This is a genomic window from Bacillus sp. V3B (assembly GCF_024494465.1).
Classification (GTDB): domain Bacteria; phylum Bacillota; class Bacilli; order Bacillales; family Cytobacillaceae; genus Bacillus_BD.
Genome location: NZ_JAETXM010000012.1, coordinates 99,150 through 124,568, shown reverse-complemented (window position 1 = coordinate 124,568; position 25,419 = coordinate 99,150). Strand labels below are relative to the sequence as shown.

Genomic DNA, 25,419 nt, shown 5'->3' with positions numbered 1-25,419 from the left:
TGAACAAAAAACCACCTGTAAGGTGATTTTTGAAACGTAGCAAACTAGGATAGGAATCGGGATACTTCCCAAATATATTATATGTATGAAATTTTATTAGGTGAAAGTTTTGGCTGGACTAGCTGGATTCGAACCAACGATCACGGAGTCAAAGTCTGTTGCCTTACCACTTGGCTATAGTCCAACAAAACCCCCTGTGAAGGGGATAAGTATTATTGGTAACGGTTTTGTTGATTTTGTTGTTGAGCTGAACTTTGTTGTACTTGAGCCTGCTGAACTTGTTGTTGAGCCTGTTGAATCTGCTGCTGGGCTTGTTGTAATTGTTGTTGTTGCTGTGGAGTTGCTTGAGCCCCTGTTTGGTTTTGAACTTGTTGCAATTGTTGCTGTGCTTGTTCAAGCTGTTGCTGTGCCTGTTGCATTTGTTGTGGGTTTGCACTTGCTTGAGCAGATTGAATAGCCTGTTGTGCTTGTTGAGCAGATTGAATAGCTTGTTGCATTTGTTGTTGCTGTTGCTGTGTCATAAATAATTTACCCCCTAGGTAGATATTGTGTTGAGTAGTTCAAATGAAAAACCAACAATTATTAAACTTTGCAAATTCAGGGTAACTTATACAAAAAATATTTCCTCCCCACTTAATTAGCTGTGATGGTTTAGCTTTTCAAGGTGTTGTTTTAACTGATCAAGTAAAAAGTTTGGATTGGCGGGCCCGTAATCTTCAAGTAAAAGGACAGGTTCCTGAAGAAATTGTGAATGATTGTTTAGCCAAAATACATATATTTTTATATTTTAAAAAACTCTAATCCTTCTAATTTTAATGACACCATTTTCTACAGTCAGAAGTTAGACGAGCTTATCACGAGGTATCAAAAACTAAAAATGAATAACACACAAAAGTTTGACCAAAAATCCTGTTGTTACATTATGAATATAAGGATTTTTTTACTTTTTTGATGGCTATATTCAAAAAATGTATGAAGTAATTTTTTTAAGAATCATTGGAAGCTTTGGAGGCAGAATGTTTTTTTCTTATTTTACCAACTATTAATAATAATAGCGGCAGGAAAAAACAAATCGTTAAGGAATAAGGTGTCAACGTTTTAGCGATATAGTCTTGGAAATATACAATATCTGGGAAGGAGAAGATAGAAGCGGTAATGGTTAAAAATGCTAATGGAAAAACCAATACTTTGTAATCTTTCAATCCCAATACTTGAGCCAATCCTAGAGTGAGTCCATAATAGGAAATCACCAGCTTGAAATAGATTGTAAGTATCCAAATGATTGCCACTACCACTTCGATCCGTTCTAAAAAATTACCAATGCTTATTTTTTTCCCTAATACATAAGAAGGATAGGTTTGTCTTGCGGTAATATCAGCACCCAATACTGAAATACTAAACATAACCACAAAGAATAAGACGAGTCCTCCAATTAATGTTCCTTTATAAAAGTATTTTTTCAGTTCTGCTTTTCCAGTAACATATGGTGTGATCATTAAGAATATAGCAAGCTGTAAATAGGGGAGACCCAAATGGTTATATGAGCCCTTCATCATTGGTTTTATGCCTTCTCCAAAAATAGGTTGAATATTTTCTATTTTGAGCTGAGGGATAAGAAATAAGAATAATAGAAAAAGTAGCAATACGATCCATGGGAGAAAGATTACTGCAGAACGGCAGATGACTTCTAATCCTAAACGTACACCAATTAAGATCGTGATTAAAAACAAGATCATAATGATTTGGATAGGTGTGTCAACTAATATTTGCGTAGTAAAAAAATCCCCTATACCTCTGAGCCCACCAAGAATAAGGTGATAAATATAAAAAAGATACAGAAGCGATGCGATTTTCCCAATCCATTTTCCAAATACTTTTTCATTAACTTCTACATAAGTTAAGGATGGATAAAGGGCGACTAATTGGTTAAATAGGAATACAAAAAATAAGCCGATGAGAGTCGCTAAGGCAGAAGCAATCCATGCATCCTGTTTTGTAAACTTTGCAAGTAAAGCTGGTGCATTAAGTATCGCAGTACCTATCACAAATACGATGACTAATATAAGAAATTCACCGGTGTTAATTTTTCCTTTTTCAAGCATAATTGGTGAGTCACCTCCCTAGGATAGAATCCGTTCGAAGAATGAAGTAACGGGACTATAAATTTTTATAATCAAGTCTAAAGGAGATGGTATCGTAACATTTTTGATTAATAAAATACTTAAAGTAAGACCTACTGAAAGCAGTAGAAAATAGACGATAATTTCTCTCCACCATTTCTTTTTTACAAGGGGTGAGATTTCGAAAAAAGAAATAATCGCCCCAATAAGCAAAATTCCAATGATTATAAACATCGTTTCTTACTCCTTGATTTCTTTTTGAAAGGATTCTGTAACCGTGCCTAACCGGCGAATCTCTGCTTTTACATTAATGCTTACTTCTAAATTTGCAAATTCTTGTTCCCAATTTGGTTCAAGACGTCTCCATGCTTTCGGATCACCTCGATGAATCGCTTCGCCGAAACCAAAAATATCGCTTTGAAAATCCTCTTGAGCACGATTGATTGCTTTTTCCATTTTATCTTTTATATTGTTTTTGTATTTCTCTTCTAAATCTCTAATGGTTTTTGGTTTTGATAAATCAACCTTACACTGAACATCACCAATATCTCCTTCTGAAGTGACTTGAATGTCGATTTTCGGTTTTCCATTTTCAATCTTTCCTTTGACATCTGTTTTGGAGCGAATCGTTGCAATCGTAATTTTCCCATCTTCACACGGTATGTTTTCAACAGTACTTTTTACATTATCTGTTACATAATTAAAACCCTTACTTTCATCACTGCTTACCCACCCTAAAAGTTTATCCTGTTTAAAAACAGCAATTTCGTCGATTCTTAGTCCGGATTCAGGTGAAACATCTTGTACATTGGAAAACTTACTGCCAGATTTAGGATCACCGTATATGTAAATCCCTGTTAATACAGGTTCTTTTCCTTTGCTCGTAATACTTGTGATTAACTCATCCAATTGAACGGCTTTTGTTCGGGCCCAAATCTCTTCAGAATTTTGCAAGGCACTAAAAAGTTTATTCGCTGGCATGGGTTCTAGAGCAGTTTGAACATTCAAAATTTCGGAAGCGGTGCTTCCCTTGGCGACCGTAATATAGAAATCCGTCCGCATTTCATGATGTCTTGAAAGCATATCGAGAGTTTTTCCAATTCCTTCCCTTGCTAGTTCCTCGCCAAAAATAATTTGACGAAGATGGGCTAAATAAATTCTTCTCGGTGCGTCTGTGGATAACATTCTCCCTGCCTCAAATACCGTATCTCCTGTTTTCGTGAATCTTACAATTTCCGTGCGTCCAGACTTGACTTGACCAGCGAGCTCTGAGGGATTAATAATTTGGACGGTTACAAGATATCCATCTTCTGTTTTATCAATCCCTAAAGCAACAGCAATGGCGAGTTCGTTTAACTCTTTTCTACTCCAGCATCCGCTCAAAAAAACGACCATAAAAAGAAATATAATAAATAAACAAATTGTTTTTTTCACACTTTATCCCCCTTGAATCATATGCCTTTGTTTACGAGTTTGGTGGTTTTGGAGGCGGTGTATCTTCCCGATCTAAATTTTTTTGATTAATTAAGCGCGGCCGCGTATGAAGTGACCAACGCGGCAGTCGAACAAAGTTGTCCTTTTGGTCTTGTAAAATAAATGGTGCATTCGGAGCTAAATAGGGGATTCCGAACGATCTTAAACTATTTAAATGAAGGACCATTACAATAAGTCCTAACAGAATTCCAAACAAACCGAATGATGCAGCAAGAATCATGAGCGGAAACCGTATCAGTCTCGCTGCAATTGCCATATTAAAGGTTGGAGAGACAAAGCTTGAGATTGCTGTTAACGAAACGACAATCACCATTGTTGCTGAAACAATTCCCGCCTCAACAGCTGCTTGCCCGATAACTAAAGCTCCGACAATCGATATCGCTGAACCAACCGCTCTAGGCATTCGAATCCCTGCCTCACGCAAGATTTCAAAGGTTGCCTCCATCAGAACCGCCTCAATAAATGCTGGAAAAGGAACACCCTCACGCTGGGCAGCAAGGCTGGTCAGCAATTGGGTCGGCAACATTTCTTGGTGAAACGTTGTTACCGCGATATAGGCTGATGGTGTCAGCAAGGCCAGGAAAAAAGCAAAATACCGTAGTAAACGTACGAATGATGCGATATCCGCCCTTTGATAATAATCTTCGCTTGATTGGAAGAAGTGGACAAATAGAGCAGGAACAATCAGCACAAAGGGTGTTCCGTCGACAAGAATCGCAATTCTTCCTTCTAAAATCGCCGAGGCAACTGCGTCCGGTCTTTCCGTATTAAAAACTGTTGGAAACGGGGAATAGTGGTTATCCTGAATCAGCTCTTCTATGTAACCACTTTCAAGGATAGAATCAATATTAATCCGGTTAATACGACTTTGTACTTCTTTGACGATTTTATCATTGGCAACTCCCTTTAAATACATGATTGCAACGTCTGTTTGCGTTTTCGTTCCAACTTGTTTGGTTTCCATCCATAGATTCGGATCTTTAATTCTCCGACGGATTAAGGCTGTATTCGTCCTTAGTGTCTCTGAAAATCCATCTTTTGGTCCTCTTACAACGGTTTGGGAGGAGGGCTCCTGCACGCCCCGATCCTCCCACCCTCTTGAGCTGAGGGTAAATCCCTTTGAAAACCCATCGACTAACATGATGGTGTCACCAGATAGCAAATGAGAAAAAAGCTTTTTAAAATCACTAATCTCTTTTATCTCTCCGATGGGAAGGGAATGGGATTTAATCAAATCAAAAACATTAGATGAATGGTCCTTATTGGAATTTAATTGTGCATCTCGAATATCAACGATGAGTGTTTTTAGAATAAAATCCTGAATAAAGGTTTTATCAGAAAGACCATCAGTAAAAATAATCTCTAATTTAAGATCTCCATTTTCACCCGCTAGAAATTCTCTTGTAACGATGTCCGAACTATTTCCTAATGTTTTCTTAATATGGTCGATATTGTACTTAAGATCGGTTGATATTTGATTCGTTGATTGGGACTGTATATCCTGATTTTTTATAGATTGCTTGTTTGATTTTGCAACCTGTTTATCTTTTAATAATTTTTTTAAGGAGGTCGGAACTCGTGATTTCAGTGCTAGTCACCTCACAATATAAATAATGAAATCCCCCAAAAAAAGGCAATCTCTTATTTTTCAATTAGTTCTTTCATTTATTCGTTTTGGACTGTATTTAGTATTAACAGTTGTATAAATGCTAAACCAGCTTTACTCACTTTATTTCTTTTCCCTCTTAATTTCATGTTGCTGAATCCAAAGAGAAAAATGAATTCATGATGGAGTTGTTAAGGAAGGAAGAGATTTGATCAGAATTTTAGAGCGAGTAATAGGGGTCCTACCAGTCAAAACATATGCTAAGGTATTGTTCAGAAAATCTTGATTTTTTGGACAAACCCCATGCCCATCAAGCTAACAAAACGAATTTCCCCCAAAGTGAAAAAAACGTTATTCTTTCAGTAAAATACTTGAAGAGGATGGCGTTTTTTCATGGATCTCTCGCTTTCTGAAACATTACTTCTATTCTCACAAGAATTACAACATCGTCTATCTCTAGTAGTCCCACAAGACATCGCCAAACAAGTGGGCTTTGTACAGCGATCTAGTAAATATCAAGCAGACGAACTTATTGCCCTTTGCGTTTGTTTGGCTTAGCCCGCAACTATGTAGTCGTTTAGAGACTTCGACGGGCGTACTCATGAGCCAAGAGGGACTAAATCCATGCTTTAATCCAGCAGCTGTTGCCTTCCTTCGAGAAGTCTTTACTTCTCTCCTTACACAGAAACTCTGTGTGACACAAGCGTTATCTTCAGATATGATTTCTGTTTTCGAACGCATTCGGGTTTTAGATGCGGCTGTGTTTCATCTACCTGATTCCTTAGCTTGATGGGCATGGGGATACACCAATAATTGTGTCTAAATTGTGAATACTGATACTATTAGAGAGTTAAAAAATTATTGACTTATAAAATGTTAATTTGATATAGTTTAAAACAGACTGGTTGGTACGGAGGAGGTCTACTACGGGAATGGATACAAAATCGATGATAATCGACATCGCTTTTCCAGCAAAAAGGATATTTGGGTGTAGGATTAAATGTTTTTAAAACGCCAAATCATGTAGCGGTACGATTTAAAATACTTTTTTGAAAGGAAGAAAAAAATGAAACAAGATATAAGATTACCAAGAAACAGAAAAGAGGGTCTATTGTACGGTACAATCATTTCTACATTGACCGTTATATTAATGACATCATTAAATGTCATTCTCGGTGTTGACGAATTCACGGGAGAGGTTGCCTTAACCATTTTGAAGACTTTACCGATTATGTGGATTATTGTTATGATTATTGAACCAGCTGTTATCGGTCGTATTGCAGAAGCTTTAGTTGAAAAATTTACTAAACCAACGGATAGCTTTAATGCCAAAATTTTATTCCGTATTATTTTTACCGTATTTGGAATGTCAATGGCCATGACATTTATCGGCGATATTGTAGGGAATGGTTTTAGTTCTGAAATCTTTAACAATTTCTTAACAAATTGGCCACGAAACTTCGTGATTGTTATCATTGCAGAAAGCTTAGTGATTCAACCAATTGCAAGATTTGTGATGGTGAAAATGCATGTTCATCAAGATAAAAAAAATTATGCAACGATGACGGTAGAATAACATTATTTAACAAAGGATGCTTTAGTTGCCCGAAAAAGACCACCAATCGGTGGTCTTTTTCATATATTTTCATACATGAAAAATTTACAAAAAAAATAAAATCTTGCATTATAGAAAAAAGTTTTGATATAGTAAGTAAACAGACTGGTTGGTACGGATGAGATCAACTGTTGGAATTTATAAAAAATCGATGATAATCGACATCGCGACAACTCTTTTCCAGCAAAACGGATATGTAGGTGTAGGATTAAACGAAATTTTAAAAGTACGTAACCTTTCAAAAGGTCGCTTTATCACCACTTTCCAAATGGAAAAGAAGAATGACTCATCGTTTGTCTTTATTTATGAAAGAGCCCCATGAGTCTCAAGATAAAATCTTAAATAAATATAACTGATTCTTTACACAAGGTACAGAATTTCCATTACCATGCACTGAATCTACATGTAAGCATCTTTTACAGATAGAATAGCTTGAAATCATGTTAGAAGGAGATTATGGCAGATGAATCATTATAAAAGTATTGTAGTAGCTGTAGACGGTTCAAAAGAAGCTGAATACGCATTTATCAAAGCAATCGATGTTGCAAAACGTAACGAATCTTCCATATTAAACATTGTAAACGTAATCGATAGTTCATTCGAAGCTTATGACCGTTCAATTGTTGACCGTTCAGATATACAGCAGCGATCAGAAGAACTTTTAAATAGCTACAAGGCAAAAGCCGAGGCTGAAGGTGTTAAAAACGTAAAGGTAGTAATCGAATATGGTTCTCCAAAAAAGATCATCACGAAAGAGCTTGCTCACTTAGTCGGGGCTGATTTAATTATGTGTGGGGCTACGGGGCTAAATGCTGTTGAACGTTTCTTAATTGGTTCCGTATCTGAAGCAATCGTACGTTCAGCTAAATGTGATGTTTTAGTTATTCGTAGACCTGATTTACCTACTGAAGGAGGCTTCGGCTCCAGGTTAGAAAGAGAAGAAAAAAGAGGACGAGTACCGAATAAGGAGTATTTTTCCTCTAGAGCTTACGGATTTTAGTGAGACGTTAGCAACGATTCAAGATGCTTCAATGGTTATGACGGAATGACAAATTTGGCAATTAAAAAGACTCGTGAATCAAGAGCAATTGGAAAAGGGATGGAAGTCTTCTTTATGAAAGAATGCTTCAATTGAATAGATTAAAAGTTTGTTTTGATCAAATTTTTTTCAAAACAAGCTTTTTTTTGTAGGCTGCGTTAATGATTATGGTTGAAAATGGCCTTTGGTGTGCATGGGCAGCGTGTTTTATTCGAATGAATAACGTAGCTGAACGTGTACACCAAAGGCCTTTGTAGCAGCAACAATATGATGTAACAAAGCCTTTTTGTAAAACCTTAACCATGTCAAAAAGGGATGTGCAATCTTAATTAATCCCCATATTTTCCCCAAATATAGGTAATACTGTTTACTAAGATACATAATAGGAGGAAGATTTATCAATGTACGATTCTAAGCTGTTATTCAATACAATGGAAATTCTTTCTTGGTTTAGGAAGGTGGGGGATATAAATGGAAGATAAAACAAAGATGCGGTTAACTTCTGCGGAAATGGCTACTTTATGGGTCCAATATATAAACGATACACTAGGAGTCTGTATGACTACATATTTCTTAGAAAAAGTGGAAGATGAGGAAGTACGCCCTGTTATTGAATTTACATTGAATGTGGCTAAAGAGAACCTTTCGATCATGCAGGAGATGTTTACAAAAGAGGGGTTCCCTATACCTATCGGATTCACGGATCAAGACGTAAATCCAAAAGCTCCAAGACTCTTTACAGATACTTTTTTCTTAATGTATTTACGACAAATGTCTATTCTTGCCATGGCAGCTAGTAGTGCGGCACTAGGATTGGCTACACGTCCAGATATGGTTTCTTTTCATAAGCGTATACTAAAGAAAAGTGTAGCGTTACAAGACCTGACACGCGATTTAATGTTAAAACAAGGAACCTATATAAAGCCTCCTTTTATCTCTACTCCTGATAAGGTGGATTTTGTAGAGAGACAACAATTTTTAGCTGGGTTCTTTGGAAAAAAGAGGTCGATTACTGCAGTAGAGATCAGTCATTTATTTTTAAATGTTCAAACGAATTCAATTGGGAAAGCACTAATAACAGGGTTTGCTCAGGTTGCTCAAAAGGAAGAAGTGAAACAATTTTTGTTAAGAGGGAGACAAATCGCTCAAAAACACATCGATATATTCAGTGAGTTTTTAATAAAAGAAGATTTGCCGACCCCTATGAGCTGGGATTCAGCTGTTTTAGATACGATAACAAGCATTTTTTCGGATAAATTAATCATGTTTCATATATCAGGAATGATTGCGGCAGGGATCGGGAATTATGGAATGGCCATGGCAGCAAGTCCAAGAAGAGATATAGGATTGAAATATGCGTCTTTAATTCCAGAAATTTCACTGTATGCTGAAGATGGAGCCAATATTATGATTAAACACGGTTGGATGGAGGAACCTCCACAAGCAGATGACCGTGACCAATTAATACAGAACTAATGCCATGAAGCTCGATGAAAAGTGATAATGTGTTTTTCTGTTTATTAATAAGAGTGGCCTAAACTGCGACGAAAAAGGCAAGCAAAGTACGGTGCTTTCCTTTTTCTTACATCAATGAGAATAAGACATTAATTTAAGAGTACTCCATCCTTAAGTCAAAGATGGCATTCTTAACAAACTGCTTACCCTTGAAGTCTTATTCCTAATTAAGAATGCTACTCTCATAACCATAAAAAATTAGGTAGGGAAATGTGTATAAAATGCTAACTGAATATGTAAATATTGGTTTTAATGCCGAATCTTTTATCTATATTATTGTTCTTATCATTGGCTTTTTGTTTCTTATTTCTTTTTTAAGATTAGATAAGAATAGATACGGTTTATTATTTATTTTATCGGCTTTAGTCGGAAACATTCTTTGCTATATATTTGTGAAATTGGATTTTTACTCATTTCCATATTTATTATTTCCTACCCTTGAAATGATGCCTATAACTGTAATTACATTATCCTTTCCCATAATGGTTCTATTATCAGTTCGTTATAGTCCAGAGAAATGGGGGTGGAAAATACCTTTTTATTGGACCATTATTCATATAGGAATTTTTTTTGAAACATGGGCATTAACAAATACAAGACTAATCAAATATAACTTTAAGTGGGATTTTTGGGATTCTTATACATGGTGGTGGATATACCTTCTAGTTTTTGAATGGGTTGGAGGTATCATCATTCCTAAAGGTTTAAGAAAGCCCATCAATATTAATCATTTGAAATTCGGTAGACTTGGTTGGGCAATTATTCATTTTATCCTTATTGTGACTATTTTTCTTGGAGGATATTATCTTGGTTCTTTGAAATAGAAGGACTTTTAAAAACCTATTCAACTATGACCCTTTAAAAGTAACCTCTGGTAACGAAGATTATGTTTTTGTATTAGAGGTTGTTTCAGCAAAATTGAAGAAAAATACTTAAATATAAAAAGGTTATTGACACAAAAGAATGAAAGTATTAATATAAGGCTATATTAAAAATAACTTAATTCAAGATATATTAATTAAATATATTGTATTTGAAGTTAAATGGTTTAGAGGTGCTTAAATGGAAGGAAAATGTACAAATCAGCCTTATCTGGTATTAATGCAAACATCCAAAGCAATCCAGGAGCGAATAAGGATGGAAATGATCAATAATAAGATAAGCATTACCGAATTTTCTGTTTTAGAAGTACTTTATCTTAAGGGGAAGCAAACCATTCAGCAGATAGGTAATAGCATACTCATTTCTAGTGGTTCAATGACCTATGTTATCGATAAATTAGAACAAAAAGGTTTGTTAAATCGAAAAGCTTGTCCTGATGATCGACGAGCCATACATGTGACATTAACGGATGCTGGAATGGATTTAATGAACAAAGTCATGCCGGATCATCAAGAACTGGTGGATTACATGTTTGGATCATTAAATTATGATGAGGCAGAGACAATCGTAAAGCTTTTGAAAAAAGTAAATAATAGAGTAGAAGCAGGAGTTTTTAGGCAAAATATCTCGAACTCGAGATAAAAAACAACTTAGGAGGATTTAAAGATGATAGATATTGGTTTATTAATCATTCGATTGGTAGTTGGTTTGTTATTTGTTGGTCATGGTGCTCAAAAATTATTTGGATGGTTTGGGGGTCACGGAGTAAAAGGCACAGGTGGTTGGTTTGAATCTATTGGAATTAAACCAGGAGTAACAATGGCTTTCCTTGCAGGACTGACAGAACTTATTGGAGGACTTTTGTTTGCTTCAGGACTTCTTACATCCCTTGCTGGCATTATGATTGCAGGAACAATGGTCATGGCGATCGTTAAGGTACATGGTCCAAATGGATTGTGGGCAACAGAAAATGGATATGAATATAATTTAATCTTAATAGCGGTAACGATTGGTGTAGTTTTAACAGGTCCTGGTCAATATGCTCTAGATGTTTTTTTATTCTAAAATATCTCGGAATAAAGATTATTTAATTAAGAATAAATGCAACTGAAAATTTTTTACCGTATCAAATGGGTAAACTAACTAATCAGTTAATAGTCTGTTCATGATCGATCGGTTTGTACTTAAAAGACTTTATGAACTTTTAAAATCATTGATCTAAAGTTAACTCCTGATGTCCGTGGACAAATGGGTGTAGGCACAGTACACCACATTGCATGGAGAGCCAGTGACGACCAAGACCAACTGGATTGGAAAAATTATGTTAAGGAAAATGGATACGGGGTCACTTCTGTACAGAACAGAAACTATTTTAATGCTATTTACTTTAGAGAGCATGGGGAAATTTTATTCGAAATGGCAACCGATCCACCAGGATTCGCTCATGATGAATCACAGGAGACGATGGGGGAAAATTAATGTTGCCTGAACAGTATGAACCCCATAGAGATAAGATTGAACGAGCTGTACTTCCGTTTGAAGTGAGAGAGTTAGATTAACTATACGAAAGGGATGATTTCTTTGCTTTCGATCGACCCCTCTAGGAATACCGAAAGAGAAAATTATAAATTTTTAATCGGAAGTATTATTCCAAGACCGATTGCTTTCGTCACAACCAGTTCGAAAGATGGTATTTTGAACGGCGCACCTTTTAGTTATTTTAATATTGTTTCGTCCAATCCCCCAATGATTTCATTATCTATCGCACGATCACAAGGGAGACAAAAAGATACAGCCAGAAATATCATCGAGTTAAAGGAGTTTGTCGTCCATATTGTGGATGAACAGAATGTTGAGAAAATAAATCAAACAGCTGCAAGCCTTCCTCCTTATCAAAGTGAAATTGAATTAGTAGGATTAACTCCAGTGAAAAGTGTAAAAATTTCTGTACCAGGGGTAGAGGAAGCAAAAATTCGACTGGAGTGTTCATTAGAACATTCTTTAGAACTAGGTGGTTTGGATTCAGCTGGGTGTGATCTTATCATCGGAAAAGTGGTTCAATTTCACATTGAAAATGAAATTTATGAAAATGGAAGAATTGATCCTATTGGATTAGCTGCCGTAAGCAGATTGGCTGGTCATGATTATGCGAAAATTGGTGAGGTCTTCTCGATAGAAAGGCCAAAGTAATTGGTTACAAAATCCCATTGGTGAAATAGAGAGAATAAGAATGCAAAAAACAGCAGGTATCCATCATATTACAGCGATGGTGAACGATGCACAAAGAAATTAAGCTTACTTCTTCTGTTCGTGGTTCGATGGGAGCCGGACGGTTCACCATATTGCTTGGAGAGCAAAGGATGAAGAAGATCTTATTTTTCGTACAAAAGAATTAAATGAATTTCTTGATGACACAGAAAAAAAATATGATTTTGACCGAGAAAATATACTGGCCATTGGCTACTCAAATGGAGCCAATATAGCTGCGAGTTTATTGTTTCACTATCAAAATGCCTTGAAGGGTGCGATTCTTCATCATCCGATGGTTCCGAGAAGAGGGATTGAACTTCCTGATTTATCAGAGGAATCAGTGTTCATTGCTGCTGGAACAAACAATCCAATCTGTTCACCAGCGGAATCGTCTGAACTACAATCGTTATTGGAGAAGACAAATGCAAAGGTAGAACTTCATTGGGAAAATAGAGGCCGTCAATTAACCGCTGAAGAAGTAGAAGCCGCGGCACATTGGTATCGTCATTTATAATCATATATAATAATAAATTTTTTTATGGAGGATTCATTATGTTGTTAAAAAACGAAGTCGGAGCTCTTATTTTACGTGTAGTACTAGGTGTAATATTTTTTATTCATGGTTTAGTTAAGTTTCAAGACGGTATTGAGAATACTGTAGGCTGGTTTAGTAGCATTGGGTTACCAGGGTTTTTGGCGTATGGAGTTGCATTAATTGAATTAGTTGGTGGAATGGCTTTAATTATTGGATTTGGAACAAAAATAATTTCTGCTTTATTAGCTATACTAATGATTGGGGCGACACTTAAAGTGAAGCTTGCAGTTGGTTTCTTAGGTAATGGTCAAATGGCGGGTTACGAGTTAGATTTAGCCTTATTAGCAATGGCAATATATCTTGCTATCAATGGAAGCAAATTATTATCAGTAAGTCGATTCATTTTTAAAGGGAATTCAAATGATTTAACAAAAGATGCTTAAAAAAATGAATATAGACTTCAAAAGAAAGAAGCAACAGGTGGTGTATTAAAATGGGGTTTTTATCCAAAATATTTGGAAATTCTTCAATAAAGGAGACAGAAAAAATGCCAAATATAAAATTAGCGGTGATTTATTACAGCATGGGTGGAACAAACTATCAATTATCAAAATGGGCTGAAGAAGGTGCAAAAGAAGCTGGTGCAGAAGTAAAAGTATTAAAAGTGCCTGAGTCTGCTCCACAATCAGTCATTGATGAGAATCAAGGGTGGAAAGCTCATGTCGAAGCCACCAAACATGTTCCAGAAGTAACGTTAGATGATCTTGAATGGGCAGATGCGATTATTTTTAGTGTTCCAACTCGATTCGGTAATGTGCCAGCTCAAATGAAACAGTTCTTAGATACAACAGGCGGTCTATGGTTTAATGGCAAACTTGCTAACAAAGTAGTAAGTGCTATGACTACTGCACAAAACTCACACGGTGGTCAGGAGGCTACCATTTTATCATTGTATACAACGATGTATCATTGGGGAGCCATTGTTGCAGCCCCTGGTTATACGGACCCAGTGATCTTTGGTTCTGGAGGAAATCCATATGGAACAAGTGTAACCGTGGGTCAAGATGGGAAAATGATTGAAGATGTACAAGCAACAGTAAAACATCAAGCTAAACGTACTGTTACAGTAGCTGAATGGGTGAAAAAAGGAATTCAATGATATACAGGGGATCCCAAAAGCAAAGGTGTCAGACACCACAATACACGATCTAGTATCAATAGGTTAAACATGATTCTAGATGAATGTAATTTTGTGGATGTCAGACACCTTATGGGACAGCCCTTTTTTAAAAGTATAACTGAGAGTGCCTTATAGAGAGCGCTTTTAATCTCTTCCTTAATAAAAAATAATAGATGTATTAAAAGTCTGGTGAGGATTGATTATAGGCTGCTGAAAAAGTATTCGCTTTAAGTAATTAATAGGTATTTTTATCAATATAAAGCAAATAAAAGAAGCCAATTATCTACATATAGTAGGTGATTAGCTTCTTTTTCTCTGTAAATGGACTTTTTCAGTGGCCTTGATTGATTACCCACTAGACTTTTTTTGAGAACACACGACCCAAAAGCGTGCCCTTCTACGATTCTAATCATTACAGTTTTTTCTATCGTTTTGTATGATAGTGTTGGTCAATGGTTTGACAGGTTTCGAGAAGGGCAGTAGTTAGTTTGTCTTCATTACCATAGAAACGAGTAGATGGGAGTGGTATTGAGATCGCACTTCGATTTCCTATACGATCAAATACAACTGCACCTACCGCACAAACTCCATGAACGTGCTCTTCCTTGGAAAAAGCAACACCCTCTCTACGAACCTTTTCTAACTCCTCTAACAGTTCATCCCGTTTCGTAATCGTGTTATCAGTGTATGGTTTTAGCTGCTCTGGTAGTAGCTTCTCAACCTGCATGATGGGTAATGAAGCGAGTATGGCCTTTCCGTTTGCCGTGCAATGTAATGGAAAGGCTGCTCCGGGTTGAGAAGTTGCTTGCAATGGATGTGCAGCGATAATTTGATCCACAAAAAGTACCTTGCCATTATCTAATATTGAGAGATCGACCGTTTCATTCACTCTATTAGATAGTTGTATTAAAAATGGTCTAATTTCTTCTCTTAGATTACTGTGGACAGCGGCAGCCAGTATTGCAATTTCAGGTCCAAGGCGGAAACCACCGTTAGCAGTAGCTGCTGCGACAAAGTTTTCTTGTTCCAGTGTAGTAACAATTCTTTGAACCGTCGATCTAGCTAGGCTCACTTCTTTTGCAATTTGCGATAGGCTTAATCCCTTTGGATGTTCTCTAAGAGTTCTCAGTATTTTGGCTGCACGAGAGATAACTTGAATATTAGACGTCTTATTCTGATCCTGATTATCGTTGTTCAAAAGTATTTCCTCCTTATTTCCTAATTCTATTATATCTGAAATTTCGATATTGAAAATGACATTTGTGTAACTGTTCAGAGTAACTAATGTATGAAGAGAAAATTTCTAGTTCATTATCAGATAAAGCTATTCAAACTGACCTATGTGTTGCGTTTTATTTTTAATCATAACAGATTGTATGACAGGCCTAAAAATCTGATTGACAGATACTTCAAAAGTGTTTACACTTAAATTAACCGTAATACGATACATTTGTATTGTATTACGGTTAATTATTGGAAAAGTCCAACCTCCTTATATTTTAAGTAACGAGTAACATCATATTAATATGAAAGCTTTTCTTATAGAGCAATATGGCTATAAAGGATCAAGGATAGTGAAACAATAATAATTAGATATCTTGAATGTAGAATATCCGAATGTACCCTTGGATTTTTCAAATAAACAGTCAAAACATAGATGAGGAGGATTATAAATGGACTTAGTTAAAGTTGGTGTGATCGGAATAGGAAATATGGGCAGTTCACATGTTCAAATGCTAGATAAAGGACAAATAGAAGGAGCAACGTTAACAGCGATTTGTAGTCGGAATGAAGATCGAATCGAATGGGTGAAAAACCATACAACAGGTGATATGCAAATTTTCCGAGACGAAGACACCTTTTTAAATGAATCGGGTATTGATGCCATTCTTATTGCGACTCCGCATTACAGTCATCCTGATCTGGCAAAAAAAGCATTCGCTAAAGGGATACACGTCCTCATTGAAAAACCAGCAGGCGTTTATACAAAGAATGTGTTAGAAATGAACGAAGCGGCGAAAGCGAGCGGAAAAGTATTTGGTATCATGTATAACCAACGGGCCAATCCTCTTTATCAAAAATTACAGGACCTTATCCAATCAGGTGAACTTGGTGAAATTAAACGGACGAATTGGATTATTACCGATTCTTATCGCCCGCAAAGCTATTACGATTCAAGTAAATGGAGAGCGACATGGAAAGGGGAAGGCGGTGGTGTTTTATTAAATCAGGCCCTTCACCAATTAGATATATGGCAGTGGACGACAGGCCTTATGCCAAAGAGCGTTCGTGCATCTTGCCGTTTTGGGAAATATCATGATATTGAAGTAGAGGATGATGTAACAGCGTATGTGGAATATGAAAACGGGGCGACAGGTGTATTTATTACGTCGACGGGAGAAGTACCAGGTGCGAATCGATTTGAAATCGTTGGTGATTGTGGAAAAATAGTCGTGGAAAATGAAGAACTTACATTTTATCGCTTAACACAATCAGAACGTGAATTTAATGTAACCTATACAGGTGGATTTGGTGAGCCAAAATTTGAAAAAATCGCTATTCCCGTAAAAAGTGAGAATGGGAATCATTCAAGTATTATTCAGAACTGGATTGATTCGATTGTGAAAGATTCACCGTTGCTTGCTCCAGGTGTGGAAGGCGTAAAGGCGTTAGAAATTTCCAATGCGATGTACTTGTCTGCTTGGATCAACGAAACGGTAGAATTGCCAATCAATACAGACCTTTATTATGAAAAATTACAAGAAATAATTAACACTTCCACATTCGAGAAGAAGAATGTTACAAACGTAATATTGGATGTAACGGGGACGCATTAAGGATTACAACTACGGGAGATTGTAGCGGTTTTTTTGCGTGCAATAGAGAAAGAAACATACACGCATTGGTAGAAAAACCAGCTGGTGTTTACACAAAACAGGTTAGAGAATTAAACGAATTCGCCGCAATGAAACCAGAATGGGCCTTTGGTAGTATGTTCAACCAGAGGGAAAATCCACTTTTTCAAAAAGTCAAAGAAATGATTGATAATTGACAAGCTATCTAATGCAAAATTATATTACGGCGTCTATCCAAGAATACAAAAAGGACTGGAGTTTCTCAGTGAACATGATTTGAATTCAATATCACCAGGTAAATACGAGATTGATCGTGTGGAAGATATCGTTACAGGTACTTATCTATTTGAAACTGGAGTCCACGGCGTAGGTAATTGGTGTTTTTCTGCTTTTGAAAATGTGGATGTGAATGAAATCGTCGGCAGTAAAGGGAAAATTACCTTTTCAACTTTCGGAAACGAGCCAATTGTTTTGACATCAGCTAGTGGAACAGAGCAATGGAGTTTCGAACTGCCACGGCACGTCCATCAACCCCTTGTGGAAACAATTGTGGCTGACTTAACCGGAGATGGCGGTCAGTGCCCAAGTACGGGAGTGACTAGTGCTAGAACCAACTGGGTCATGGGTGAAATGGTGAAGAATTATTATCTGAGTTTGTAGGACAACCGATTTTTTTGGTTGTCTTTTTACTGGAAAAATGGTGCAAGACGGTTGTCAGGAGAAAAGAAGATGTTTCGAATGGGCAACAGATGGTCCGGGATTTATGGGTGATGAGCCATATGAAACAGTAGGTGAAGTCTTATCATTACCACCATTCTTAGAGCCAAAACGTGAACAAATTGAAAGCTTAGTTCGCCCAATCGATACAGTTCGTAGCACAATTGAATTTGAAAAAGAGTATCTGTAAGGAATCATTCGCTATTTAGAAGGAGATGAAATTTTATCATTTCCCGACAGAAGACTCCCACCTCAAGGAATATGAAGGGCGACAGCCCAATGAGTAAATGGGAGATGAATGTCGGTAGGTGTAAGCCTAGGATGACTCCTGTACAATACAGAAATTATCTTCTTCATGTTGCATGACCTTTTTCAAAAATGTCCTTTACAAAGGGGACAATTTAATATAAATCATTTACAAAGGGAGAACACTCTACTATAATTTCTTTTAGAACAAAAAAATGAATAATAGATAACTAGGTTTCTTAAATGTTCATAGTAAGATTCATTTAAGACTAAGAGGGAAGTTGGTGTAAGTCCAACACGGTCCCGCCACTGTAAGCGAAAAGGAAGGTTAGAAAGATCCACTGTGTTTTTAACATGGGAAGGGATAACCAACCGTTGATTCGCAAGTCAGGAGACCTGCCTATTTTGTTTTAAGCTTCCTCGAGGAAAGGAGTGTTTAAAGTGCAGGTAATCGATGATCTATTGTTATGATTTATCATGAAGATTGCAAGTTTATTATACTGTCTACAAGACTCAGTAGCATAAAGATGCCTTTTAACTCTACGCTTTCCACAGGAATAGCGTTTTTTTGTGTCCAAAAATAGAAGGAGGTAAAAAATGATGAAAGAAATGTTACAAAAATGGGGGCTTTTCAGTATTGTTCTTCTGTTAAGTATCGGTATAATGATCGGCTGCGGTACACAAGAACAGAAAACGAAAGAAGAGGTTGCTGCTCCAAATGACAAGACAGAAGAAGCGGATAAGGACAAGGGAGAGCTATTTCCTATCACGATCATAGACGATGCGAATCGAGAGGTAAAGATTGATGAGGAACCTGAAACCATTGTTTCGATTCAAGCGAGTACGACCGAAATAGCCTTTGCATTAGGATTAGGCGATAAAATCATTGGTGTATCCGATTACGATAACTATCCAGAGGAAGCACTAGAAAAAGAGAAGGTGGGCGGACAAGATATCAATGTAGAACTTGTTCTTTCTCTTCTGCCAGATATCGCTCTTGTAACGGATTATCATTACAAGACACATCCGGATGTTTTAGAAAAGTTTGAAGAAGCAGGGATTGATGTGGTGGTGGTTGGTAGTGCTGTATCCTTTGAGGACGTTTATGGCAACATGGAAATGATTGGTGCGGCTACCGGAAGCAAGACGGAAGCAGAAGCCATCATTACGGATATGAAAGAGCGTCTTCAAGCAATCAAAGACAAAGCAACAGCGTCCGTTACGGATAAAAAGAAAGTTTGGGTAGAAGTTTCACCGGCTCCAGATATTTTTACGACAGGACAAAACACCTTTATGCATGAGATGCTTGAGTCCATTCAAGCCATTAACGCGGCAGAAGACCACGATGGTTGGGTCAAGCTGACGGAAGAAGAAATCGTCAAATTAGACCCTGAGGTGATTATTACCACGTATGGATATTATGTAGAAGATCCAACAGCCGAGGTGCTAAATCGTGAAGGCTGGGCAGAAGTGCCAGCTGTAAAAAATGGACAGGTGTTTGATGTTGATAGCGATACGGTGACAAGACCTGGTCCGCGTTTAATTGAAGGAGTCGAGACACTTGCGGAATTTATCTATCCGGACATTTTTAAGCAATAAAATAGGTTGGCTATATATTTTAAGCGGAGGGCTTTTACTTGGTACAAGCCTTCTTGGCTTGCTTTATAGTAGTGTCACTATCCCAGTGCCTACTATTTTACATATCATAATGGACCATGTATTTAATATGAGTTTGCTAGATGAAGTAGCCAAGAATGAAGAAATGATCATTTGGAATATCCGTCTGCCAAGAGTTCTTCTTGCCTTTTGTGTAGGGGCATCTCTTGCATTAGCGGGTGCAGCTTTTCAAGGTCTTTTACGCAATCCACTAGCAGACCCCTATACGATTGGCGTGTCTTCAGGTGCTTCACTCGGTGCTGTTCTCGTTTTATTTTTTCAAGTGTCGATTATTGGCTTAGGAAGCTTTACGCTTCCGGTTGTTTCGATTATCGGCGGATTCATCGCCTTACTCATTGTATTCGGGCTTGTTCGATTAAGCAGCCGAAGCCTAGCGATTGAAACGATTATATTGGCGGGAATTATTGTCAGTGCTTTTATTAGTGCCCTTGTTTCTCTTCTGATTTCTTTAGGGGATCGGGATGCGATGACACAAATTATTTACTGGTTATATGGAAGTGTCGGAATGAGGGGATGGAGTTATATTCAATTGATCTTCCCATTTATGATTGTCGGTGCCTCTATATTGTTCTATCACCATCGTGAATTAAATGCCATGGCACTTGGAGAAGAAGCGGCCGATCATATTGGAGTCAATGTGAAAAAAGGGAAAACATTCATTCTCATTGGTGCCTCGCTTTTAACTGGAGCATCTGTAGCTGTTTCAGGGTCTATCGGCTTTGTTGGGCTTGTTATTCCACATCTAGTCCGACTGGTTACGGGTCCGAATCATCGCCATGTTCTTCCATTATCGATGATAACAGGGGGAGCTTTTCTCATTTTAGCGGATGTAATGGCAAGAACGATTATTGCGCCAAAAGAACTGCCGATTGGTGTGATTACGGCTTTAATTGGTGCACCTGTCTTTGCGCTATTATTAGTTAGAGAAAGAATGGGGAGGGGAAATAGCAGATGATCAACATGCAAAACGTGGTCGGTGGATACGCCAATTCCCCCATTATTAAGGGATTGGATTTAGAGATTAAAAAAGGAGAGTTCTTTGCCCTTCTTGGACCTAATGGGAGTGGGAAAACAACCCTTTTTAAACTGATTACAGGGCAGTTGTCGATTAAGAGAGGCAAGATTACCTTATCAGGAAAAGAAATTCAAACTCTCTCCAAAATGGAGAAAGCCAGAAAAATGGCGGTTCTCACACAAGAGGTTCAAGTATCTTTCGATTATACCGTAGAAGAAGTGATCAGTCTTGGACGTTACCCTCATCAAAAGGGGATCCTTAAGCAGCTTTCGAAGGAAGATCGGAAAGTGATCGAAGAGGTGATGGACATCACCAAAGTAAGTCAGTTTCGAAAAGCTCAGTTTCGTATGATTAGCGGTGGTGAAAAGCAACGAGTCTTATTGGCGAAAGCTTTAGCACAGGAGCCTGAGATTTTACTTTTAGATGAACCTACCAATCATTTGGATATTAAACATACCTTTCAAATATTGAATCTACTAAAAGAAAGACAACAAACGATGGGGTTAACCATTTTTGCAATCCTGCATGATTTGAATGTGGCTTCACTTTATGCAGACCGTATCGCCTTACTTCATAATGGGCGCTTTTTAGAAGTAGGAGATGTAGATCTATTAAGGAAAGAAGAGCAATTAAAGAAAGTTTATGAGGTGAAGGTGAAAGCTCAATCACACCCAACGATTCCTAAACCACAGCTTCTCATGACACCAGGCTACTCTACAGCAAGTCAGCCTTTACCCTTTGAAGACTCTTATCAAATGAACCAAACGGAAGAATATCTTCATGTTCAATTTGATCAACCATTACGCACCATATCCAATGGGGTCATCGGAGGAGGGATACAGTGGTTAAACCATTTTTGTCATTTTCATGTGGCCAAAAGTGGTCATGACTCACAGTCTGAAAGCGACTTGCAAAAATGGATGACAAAATACTCGATTCCTCATGAGCAAGCGGTCGGAATCATGACGGAGGCAAAACTTGAGGATATGATTGTTGTAACGAAAGAAATAGAAAATATACACATGATGGTCATCGTGACGGCAAGTGTAGAAAATTCCGCCCACACCATCGGTAGCATGAACACGATGCTCTTCATAGATGCCCATTTTACAGATGGTGCCCTTGTGGATGGCTATATGTCTGCTACAGAAGCAAAAGTGAAAGCCTTGCAGGATTTTCATCAAGCAGATGCTCATTCCGATCCAATCGCAGCGGGGACATCAACAGATGCTCTCTTTCTTGCTCTTACACAACAAGGGGAAAAAATACCTTGCGCTGGTTCAGGAACAGCTGTTGGAAAAGGCATTGGTCAAATGGTATATCGTGCAGTAAAGGAAGCACTCAGCAAATATGTACAAAGGGTTCACTAATCGTGGATCGATTCTGGTATGGGTTTTTGCTAATGGATACTTATGTACAGGTTACTCAAGAAGGAGGAATGACAGTTGGTAGAACGACGAATAGTAATTGCTGGTACTGGAAGCGGTGTGGGGAAAACGACATTGACCATCGGTTTAATGTCAGCATTGAAAAAGGTTGGGTTAACCGTGCAGGGTTTTAAATGCGGACCTGACTATATTGATCCTTCCTATCATAGTGCTGTAACAAATCGAGTTTCGCGAAATTTAGATAGCTGGATGCTCACGAAAGATCATGTGTTAGATATTTTCACTCATGGCAGCCAGGGATCTGACATTTCAATCATCGAAGGGGTGATGGGCTTTTTTGATGGGAAAAATCCAGAAACAAATGAGGGAAGTACAGCAGAGATTAGCATGATCACGAAAAGCCCGGTTTTGCTTGTTGTCAATTGTGAAAGTATGGCTCGAAGTGCAGCAGCGATCGTGAAAGGTTTTCAATTGTTTGCAGAGGGGACAAACATTGTAGCGGTCATCGCCAATAAAGTGGGGAGCGAAGGTCACTTTTATCTTGTTAAGAAAGCAATTGAGCAGGAATGTCACGTTCCTGTTATTGGCTATTTGAAGCGGGAACTGGATATTGAAATTCCTGAGAGACATCTTGGACTTATTCCTTCTATGGAAAGAGGGGAACTTGATCCGTTCTTTGATCAATTAGGCACGCTAGTCAGTGAGACTGTAGATATAGATCAACTACTTCAATTAGCTGTTGCTGAGCCGTTAAAGGTAAGCCAAAAGTCTTCAATTTTTGAAAAGAAGAAAGAACATGTAGTGAAAATCGCGGTAGCAAAAGATAGCGCCTTTAATTTCTATTATCCTGAGAATCTTGAAATCATGGAAGCAAAAGGGATAGAAATTGTTTATTTCTCGCCACTCGCGGATGAGGAATTACCTAGAGATGTGGATGGACTTTATATAGGTGGCGGATTCCCTGAAGAGTTCGCTCATGATCTTGCTTCTAATGTAAAAGCAAAGCGTTCAGTAAAGGAAGCGATTGAAAATGGCTTACCGACACTCGCTGAATGTGGAGGGTTCATGTATTTAACAGAGTCCATTGAAACGACGGAAAAGAAGACCTATGAAATGGTCGGAGTCATTCCAGGTAGCGTACAAATGCAACCTAAATTAGCGGCATTGGGATATCGAGAGATTAGTGGGCAAAAGGCCAATTTTATGCTTGAAAATTTGAAAGCAAGAGGGCATGAATTTCATTACTCCTCCTTCCAGGCTGTCAAAGAGGATGTCCCTTATGCTTATGAAACGAAAGGCATGAGAGGTGTAAAAAAGGAAGGGTATTTACGACATAATGTAGTAGCGGGGTACACTCATTTTCATTTTGCCTCTTGCCCAGAGATGGTGGAGAACTGGATAAGAAAATGTCTAGAGAATAGAAGAAACGCGACATAAGCCAATAAATCGATCCCGTTTCTAGAAGTGAATGTACATTCAACATAACAGGAGGTAGGTTTCATGAGTCAAATAGATCAAAAACAACAAGGATTAACACTTGTTTATACAGGTGATGGAAAAGGAAAAACGACATCCTCTTTAGGGTTAGCTCTTCGAGGAATTGGTAGAGGATTTAAAGTGAAGATCTATCAGTTTATCAAATCACCTGAGCGTTCATATGGTGAACAAATTGCCCTACAAAAGCTAGGCGTTGATATGGTTCAACTGGGAGTTGGTTTCACATGGACAAAAACACCAGAGGAACATAGAGAAGCCTTAAAGAAGGGATGGCCGAAAGCAAAGGAAGCGGTTATGAGTGGAGAGTACGATTTAGTTATTTTAGATGAAATCAATAATGCATTAGCTATTAATAAATTTCCAATCGATGATGTTTTGCCTCTAAACGAAGTGATGGATGTAATCAAAAATAAACCTTCCCATGTTCATCTTGTGATTACAGGAAGAGATGCCAAGCAAGAAATTAAAGACATAGCTGATCTTGTTTCAGTAATTGAACCCGAAAAACATTATTATAATGAGGGCATACCAGCTGTTAAAGGAATAGAATTTTAGAGTCATGTAGGCTATATCTTTGCTGAACTTCAGATCCTTATCACACTTTTATACCACTTATTGGATATTTTTACCTTTGTTAGATTAACAGTTAAGGGAGTTTTTATATGAAATTAATCTCTATTTGTCCAAGTAATACAGAATTATTAGCTTACTTAGGGTTAACATCTTCGTTGATCGGAGTGGATAACTATTCAGATTGGCCGGAGGATGTTCACTCATTGCCAAGACTAGGTTCAGATTTGAACATTGATATGGACAAAGTGGAAGAATTACAACCTGACTTAGTGTTAGCCTCTCTCTCTGTACCTGGAATGGAACGAAATATTGAAGAGTTAAAGAAACGAAACATCCCGTATGTCATTGTCCCTAATCCTAAGACGTTAACGGAGGTAGGCGATAGTTTATTATTTGTGGGAGAAGCTACGAATACTTCTGATAAAGCGAAGCAATTATTTAAGAAATACACTCTTATACTCGAAAAATATCAATCTTTATGTGAGAGAGTACAAAAGCCAACAACCCTTTATTGGGAATGGTGGGCGAAACCTATTTTTACCCCTGGAGCTACCAATTGGTTAACCGAAATAAGTAAACTGGCAGGGGGGAGAAACGTATTTGAAGATCAGGCTCAATCAAGTGTGAAAACAGATTGGGAAGAGATCAGACAAAGAAATCCCGATGTTATTTGCGTTATTTGGGTGGGTGTACAGAAAGAAAATGTTAATCCAAAGGTTATACTAAAGCGTCCTGAGGCGGAACAGATGGAGGCCATTAAAAACAATCAACTGTATATATTAGAGGAACCATTATTTTGTAGGCCTTCACCTAGATTATTAATCGGTTTAAATAAGATAGCGAGTATCCTTCACCCTCATATTTATCCGCGATTTAACGAAAATAAAGATCCTCTATTGGATGATGATGTTGAATGATAAATGTATTGGCTAAACTGAGAGAGATGATTATAGAACCAAAATGGGTAGAAAAAGTTGAAAATAGTCAAGAAAATGAAATTCATACAACACTGTCTAAAACCGATCAAAAAGTGCTAGTCATTCCAGACCCATTATAGAATATGATCACACGTGCACCAAGTTGGTTTCCAGTTGTCTGATAGAAAAAACGTGGATATAGAAAAGAGCTAGCTTTAATGCGGCTCTTTTTAATGTTGTCCTATAGATGAGGTTGTAAAGAATTGTACTTGAACTATCGTAAGGTTAGTTTATCCCG

Annotated in this window: 27 protein-coding genes, 1 tRNA gene, 5 pseudogenes and 1 riboswitch; of the genes and pseudogenes, 26 read left to right on the top strand and 7 right to left on the bottom strand. The window is 37.6% G+C overall.

All coding sequences use genetic code 11. From position 1 onward, the window contains the following. Window positions 1-110: 110 nt before the first annotated feature. Window positions 111-184: transfer RNA gene (locus JMM81_RS14460), tRNA-Gln, on the bottom strand. Between the two features lie 28 nt (window positions 185-212). Continuing rightward, entirely contained in the window at window positions 213-521 is a 309-nt protein-coding gene (locus JMM81_RS14455; protein ID WP_256242257.1) for a hypothetical protein, read from the bottom strand. Between the two features lie 88 nt (window positions 522-609). Between JMM81_RS14455 and JMM81_RS14450 the strand changes: the two genes are divergently transcribed. Both JMM81_RS14450 and JMM81_RS23120 read left to right on the top strand, forming a co-directional pair. Then, on the top strand, window positions 610-801 hold the full coding sequence (locus JMM81_RS14450; protein WP_375162391.1) for a type II toxin-antitoxin system PemK/MazF family toxin: 192 nt from the start codon (window positions 610-612) through the stop codon (window positions 799-801). Next, window positions 773-952: a Spo0E family sporulation regulatory protein-aspartic acid phosphatase gene (locus tag JMM81_RS23120; RefSeq protein ID WP_375162390.1), complete on the top strand. Its 180-nt coding sequence runs from the start codon at window positions 773-775 to the stop codon at window positions 950-952. The genes JMM81_RS14450 and JMM81_RS23120 overlap by 29 nt, the downstream gene beginning before the upstream one ends. Window positions 953-986: 34 nt before the next feature. Here JMM81_RS23120 and JMM81_RS14445 read toward each other — a convergent pair whose 3' ends face one another. From JMM81_RS14445 to JMM81_RS14430, 4 genes are read right to left on the bottom strand one after another with little or no spacing between them, the layout of a single operon-like run. Continuing rightward, entirely contained in the window at window positions 987-2,102 is a 1,116-nt protein-coding gene (locus JMM81_RS14445) for a GerAB/ArcD/ProY family transporter (protein WP_256242256.1), read from the bottom strand. Between the two features lie 18 nt (window positions 2,103-2,120). Next, complete coding sequence (locus tag JMM81_RS14440) at window positions 2,121-2,354, bottom strand: hypothetical protein (RefSeq protein WP_256242255.1); 234 nt, start codon at window positions 2,352-2,354, stop codon at window positions 2,121-2,123. A gap of 6 nt (window positions 2,355-2,360) precedes the next feature. After that, complete coding sequence (locus tag JMM81_RS14435) at window positions 2,361-3,554, bottom strand: Ger(x)C family spore germination protein (protein ID WP_256242254.1); 1,194 nt, start codon at window positions 3,552-3,554, stop codon at window positions 2,361-2,363. A 31-nt stretch (window positions 3,555-3,585) separates the two neighbouring features. Then, a complete protein-coding gene (locus JMM81_RS14430; RefSeq protein ID WP_256242268.1) occupies window positions 3,586-5,127 on the bottom strand; it encodes a spore germination protein in 1,542 nt (513 codons plus the stop codon). A gap of 486 nt (window positions 5,128-5,613) precedes the next feature. Between JMM81_RS14430 and JMM81_RS14425 the strand changes: the two are divergent. The 13 genes and pseudogenes from JMM81_RS14425 to wrbA all read left to right on the top strand — a co-directional run. After that, window positions 5,614-6,007: pseudogene (locus JMM81_RS14425) on the top strand (IS4 family transposase); the annotation flags it as partial. 279 nt (window positions 6,008-6,286) lie between these two features. After that, window positions 6,287-6,796, top strand: coding sequence for a DUF2798 domain-containing protein (locus JMM81_RS14420; RefSeq protein WP_256242253.1), 510 nt, complete (start codon window positions 6,287-6,289; stop codon window positions 6,794-6,796). A 157-nt stretch (window positions 6,797-6,953) separates the two neighbouring features. Beyond that, window positions 6,954-7,157, top strand: a complete 204-nt coding sequence (locus tag JMM81_RS14415) for a hypothetical protein (protein ID WP_256242252.1) — start codon at window positions 6,954-6,956, stop codon at window positions 7,155-7,157. A 141-nt stretch (window positions 7,158-7,298) separates the two neighbouring features. Continuing rightward, complete coding sequence (locus JMM81_RS14410; RefSeq protein WP_256242251.1) at window positions 7,299-7,835, top strand: universal stress protein; 537 nt, start codon at window positions 7,299-7,301, stop codon at window positions 7,833-7,835. 510 nt (window positions 7,836-8,345) lie between these two features. Next, entirely contained in the window at window positions 8,346-9,350 is a 1,005-nt protein-coding gene (locus JMM81_RS14405; protein WP_256242250.1) for a DUF3231 family protein, read from the top strand. 260 nt (window positions 9,351-9,610) lie between these two features. Continuing rightward, window positions 9,611-10,213: a CBO0543 family protein gene (locus JMM81_RS14400; RefSeq protein WP_305367814.1), complete on the top strand. Its 603-nt coding sequence runs from the start codon at window positions 9,611-9,613 to the stop codon at window positions 10,211-10,213. A gap of 313 nt (window positions 10,214-10,526) precedes the next feature. Continuing rightward, window positions 10,527-10,913 (top strand): MarR family winged helix-turn-helix transcriptional regulator, encoded by a 387-nt coding sequence (locus JMM81_RS14395; protein ID WP_305367813.1) that lies wholly within the window; start codon window positions 10,527-10,529, stop codon window positions 10,911-10,913. A gap of 24 nt (window positions 10,914-10,937) precedes the next feature. Continuing rightward, window positions 10,938-11,336, top strand: a complete 399-nt coding sequence (locus tag JMM81_RS14390) for a DoxX family protein (protein WP_256242247.1) — start codon at window positions 10,938-10,940, stop codon at window positions 11,334-11,336. Window positions 11,337-11,480: 144 nt separating this feature from the next. After that, window positions 11,481-11,830 (top strand): annotated as a pseudogene (locus JMM81_RS14385) (VOC family protein); the annotation flags it as partial. Window positions 11,831-11,852: 22 nt separating this feature from the next. Beyond that, window positions 11,853-12,461 carry a flavin reductase family protein gene (locus JMM81_RS14380; protein WP_256242246.1) on the top strand — a complete coding sequence of 203 codons (609 nt, stop codon included), beginning with the start codon at window positions 11,853-11,855 and terminating at the stop codon, window positions 12,459-12,461. 169 nt (window positions 12,462-12,630) lie between these two features. Then, window positions 12,631-13,035 (top strand): annotated as a pseudogene (locus JMM81_RS14375) (alpha/beta hydrolase); the annotation flags it as partial. A 38-nt stretch (window positions 13,036-13,073) separates the two neighbouring features. Continuing rightward, window positions 13,074-13,499: a DoxX family protein gene (locus JMM81_RS14370; protein ID WP_256242245.1), complete on the top strand. Its 426-nt coding sequence runs from the start codon at window positions 13,074-13,076 to the stop codon at window positions 13,497-13,499. A gap of 104 nt (window positions 13,500-13,603) precedes the next feature. Further along, on the top strand, window positions 13,604-14,215 hold the full coding sequence (gene wrbA / locus JMM81_RS14365; protein ID WP_256242244.1) for an NAD(P)H:quinone oxidoreductase: 612 nt from the start codon (window positions 13,604-13,606) through the stop codon (window positions 14,213-14,215). Window positions 14,216-14,660: 445 nt separating this feature from the next. Here the strand turns inward: wrbA and JMM81_RS14360 are convergent, their stop codons facing one another. Then, entirely contained in the window at window positions 14,661-15,434 is a 774-nt protein-coding gene (locus tag JMM81_RS14360) for an IclR family transcriptional regulator (protein WP_256242243.1), read from the bottom strand. Between the two features lie 475 nt (window positions 15,435-15,909). Between JMM81_RS14360 and JMM81_RS14355 the strand changes: the two genes are divergently transcribed. The 11 genes and pseudogenes from JMM81_RS14355 to JMM81_RS14310 all read left to right on the top strand — a co-directional run bounded on the left by JMM81_RS14355 (window position 15,910) and on the right by JMM81_RS14310 (window position 25,261). Beyond that, a complete protein-coding gene (locus tag JMM81_RS14355) occupies window positions 15,910-17,073 on the top strand; it encodes a Gfo/Idh/MocA family protein (RefSeq protein WP_256242242.1) in 1,164 nt (387 codons plus the stop codon). Between the two features lie 204 nt (window positions 17,074-17,277). Beyond that, window positions 17,278-17,349 (top strand): annotated as a pseudogene (locus JMM81_RS23115) (hypothetical protein); the annotation flags it as partial. A gap of 57 nt (window positions 17,350-17,406) precedes the next feature. Beyond that, window positions 17,407-17,751 (top strand): hypothetical protein, encoded by a 345-nt coding sequence (locus JMM81_RS14350; protein WP_256242241.1) that lies wholly within the window; start codon window positions 17,407-17,409, stop codon window positions 17,749-17,751. Window positions 17,752-17,824: 73 nt separating this feature from the next. Beyond that, window positions 17,825-17,998 (top strand): annotated as a pseudogene (locus JMM81_RS14345) (ring-cleaving dioxygenase); the annotation flags it as partial. 271 nt (window positions 17,999-18,269) lie between these two features. Beyond that, window positions 18,270-18,472: riboswitch (cobalamin riboswitch) on the top strand. A 182-nt stretch (window positions 18,473-18,654) separates the two neighbouring features. Continuing rightward, the gene (locus tag JMM81_RS14340; RefSeq protein WP_375162389.1) at window positions 18,655-19,653 is read left to right on the top strand and encodes an ABC transporter substrate-binding protein; all 999 of its coding nucleotides are present in this window, start codon (window positions 18,655-18,657) and stop codon (window positions 19,651-19,653) included. Further along, the gene (locus tag JMM81_RS14335) at window positions 19,616-20,686 is read left to right on the top strand and encodes a FecCD family ABC transporter permease (RefSeq protein ID WP_256242239.1); all 1,071 of its coding nucleotides are present in this window, start codon (window positions 19,616-19,618) and stop codon (window positions 20,684-20,686) included. Before JMM81_RS14340 ends, JMM81_RS14335 begins: the two co-directional genes overlap by 38 nt. Continuing rightward, entirely contained in the window at window positions 20,683-22,116 is a 1,434-nt protein-coding gene (locus tag JMM81_RS14330; RefSeq protein WP_256242238.1) for an adenosylcobinamide amidohydrolase, read from the top strand. The genes JMM81_RS14335 and JMM81_RS14330 overlap by 4 nt, the downstream gene beginning before the upstream one ends. 75 nt (window positions 22,117-22,191) lie before the next feature. Continuing rightward, window positions 22,192-23,571 carry a cobyrinic acid a,c-diamide synthase CobB gene (locus JMM81_RS14325; RefSeq protein WP_256242237.1) on the top strand — a complete coding sequence of 460 codons (1,380 nt, stop codon included), beginning with the start codon at window positions 22,192-22,194 and terminating at the stop codon, window positions 23,569-23,571. Between the two features lie 63 nt (window positions 23,572-23,634). Then, window positions 23,635-24,186 carry a cob(I)yrinic acid a,c-diamide adenosyltransferase gene (locus JMM81_RS14320; RefSeq protein ID WP_256242236.1) on the top strand — a complete coding sequence of 184 codons (552 nt, stop codon included), beginning with the start codon at window positions 23,635-23,637 and terminating at the stop codon, window positions 24,184-24,186. 107 nt (window positions 24,187-24,293) lie between these two features. Then, window positions 24,294-25,121 carry a cobalamin-binding protein gene (locus tag JMM81_RS14315; protein ID WP_256242235.1) on the top strand — a complete coding sequence of 276 codons (828 nt, stop codon included), beginning with the start codon at window positions 24,294-24,296 and terminating at the stop codon, window positions 25,119-25,121. Then, window positions 25,118-25,261 carry a hypothetical protein gene (locus tag JMM81_RS14310; RefSeq protein WP_256242234.1) on the top strand — a complete coding sequence of 48 codons (144 nt, stop codon included), beginning with the start codon at window positions 25,118-25,120 and terminating at the stop codon, window positions 25,259-25,261. The genes JMM81_RS14315 and JMM81_RS14310 overlap by 4 nt, the downstream gene beginning before the upstream one ends. Window positions 25,262-25,419: the final 158 nt, after the last annotated feature.